Source organism: Blautia sp. MB18-30 (genome assembly GCF_023669475.1).
Lineage (GTDB): Bacteria > Bacillota > Clostridia > Lachnospirales > Lachnospiraceae > Blautia_A > Blautia_A fusiformis.
In genome coordinates this window covers 1-1869 of the sequence record NZ_JAMOYY010000083.1, presented here as the reverse complement: position 1 = coordinate 1869, position 1869 = coordinate 1, and the positions used below count along the sequence as shown (strand labels likewise).

Genomic DNA, 1869 nt, shown 5'->3' with positions numbered 1-1869 from the left:
GATACAAAATCAATATCTGTATTTGATATAACAGCCCATTCATATTCCTCGCCAAACTCTTTAAAACCATATAAACATCCATGTAAATATCCCAGATTTTCCCCTGGCTCAAATATCTGTGAGGATATTTTAATTTCATTTAAATCATTTATTAGTTTCTTTACATTCATACACTTATTGCATGTAACTAAAAGTACAATTTTTTCAGAATCTTTTTGTCTGCTCAATTTATCTGCAAAGTCTAATACTTCCTCTTCATTATCATAACAAATGACGGATACTGCTATTTTATACATTGTGATCATTCCTTATTCTTGATTACTAATTACATCCTTGCGATTTCTTCCATTTGAAGAACAGTATTAATCGCATGAATGAGTTTATTTCCATCTAATCTTTTTAACAAATGTCGAAACCTGTATAAAATCTTCACAATTGGATAAATACATGGACGATACTGAATATGCATTTTACAATACGCTTTATGAAATCCAAATGTATTGATTTTATATTCCTGTACATTCGTCTCATGATTAAGGCTTCTGCTATCACTACTTATATATTTAATTTCAGGTTTGTTCATCCATAAATTCAAAACAAAATCATATAAAGCATCCGATGGACGTAGTGCCATATATTCTGGATTAAACTTCGACATATTAATTTCAAAATATTCCTGATAGCAAGTACAGATAAAAAAAACAATTAAACTGTTTGTTTCTAATTCAAAAGCACCATAATAGAACATATTTTTATTTTTCCTATTTAAAAACTCATCTTTTATAGACTCAAAACTTCTGAAATTGTCTGCTTTTTCATATCGTTTATATGCAGCTTGATAACAGGAATACATTTTCTCTATCTCATTATCTTCAATTTTCCTAACATAACACTTTTTGAACGCCTGCCTAATATGTTTTCTAGTGGATTTCGATAATTGTTCTATCTCATATGAACCAGTTCTAATAATATACCAAAATTGAGTTGCTAATTCACAATCGAAATCCGAAATCCATCGAGCAAGCAAAGGATATCCCCCCACCTGATTTTTTGTCAAATTTGGGAATTTCTATTGTTTCATGCGGTGCTATATCTGGAATTAACGCATGATTATAATATATCCATTTAGTTTGCATTTTTTTCTTCCATTCATTCTATCCAATTAATTTCTTTCCTCATCGGTTTTACTGGAACACCAGCGTATAAATATATGATTCTCTGGTTCTGCCTTGGTAAGTAAACTACCATACCCAACAACGCAATGATTACCAACATTAACACCCTTTAATACGGTACTATATGAACATAACCAAACATGATTACCAATATATACAGAATCCGCTTTCTTCTTCTGCCTTCCGTTTTGAATAACTGTATGTCCATCATTGTTTTTTACAGTCACATTCCATCCCAAAACAACATCATTACCAAAAACTATATTTTCATCTGTACAGTCAATAGTAGTAGAATAATTGCATCGAAAATGATCGCCCAATACAAGTGACGAATTATTAACTAACAAAACAACTCCCTGTGATAATCCAACTGTGCCTTTCAGAATAATTTTTCCTCCATTAACAATCCGAATCAGACCTTTTTTACTTTCTCTACATCCATTCGCAGAATCTCCAAATCCGATTCTCATAGATGCTGTTGATAAATTCTTCTTTTCTACAATAAAATTGTCACGTGTCACCCCCCAGTTTTACATTATAAGATACGATAAATGGCATTTTTATTGCACTTTTTACGGGTAATACTTTAAAGTTAAAAATTACTGTTTTAGGAATGCTAAGCAATATTTTAACAATATTTTCTCTGATAAAGTGTTTTGTGTATTCATTCATTTTCTATTTTCCTTTACATATC

The 1869-nt window shown here is 30.6% G+C and carries 3 protein-coding genes; all 3 read right to left on the bottom strand.

The genetic code is table 11. From position 1 onward, the window contains the following. A partial coding sequence (locus tag NCY57_RS16580) for a hypothetical protein (RefSeq protein ID WP_250789870.1) occupies positions 1-296 on the bottom strand: 296 nt, incomplete at its 3' end. Between the two features lie 29 nt (positions 297-325). Further along, positions 326-1057, bottom strand: coding sequence for a hypothetical protein (locus NCY57_RS16575; RefSeq protein ID WP_021651073.1), 732 nt, complete (start codon positions 1055-1057; stop codon positions 326-328). Positions 1058-1162: 105 nt separating this feature from the next. Continuing rightward, positions 1163-1696: an acyltransferase gene (locus tag NCY57_RS16570; protein ID WP_147238608.1), complete on the bottom strand. Its 534-nt coding sequence runs from the start codon at positions 1694-1696 to the stop codon at positions 1163-1165. Positions 1697-1869 lie beyond the last annotated feature (173 nt).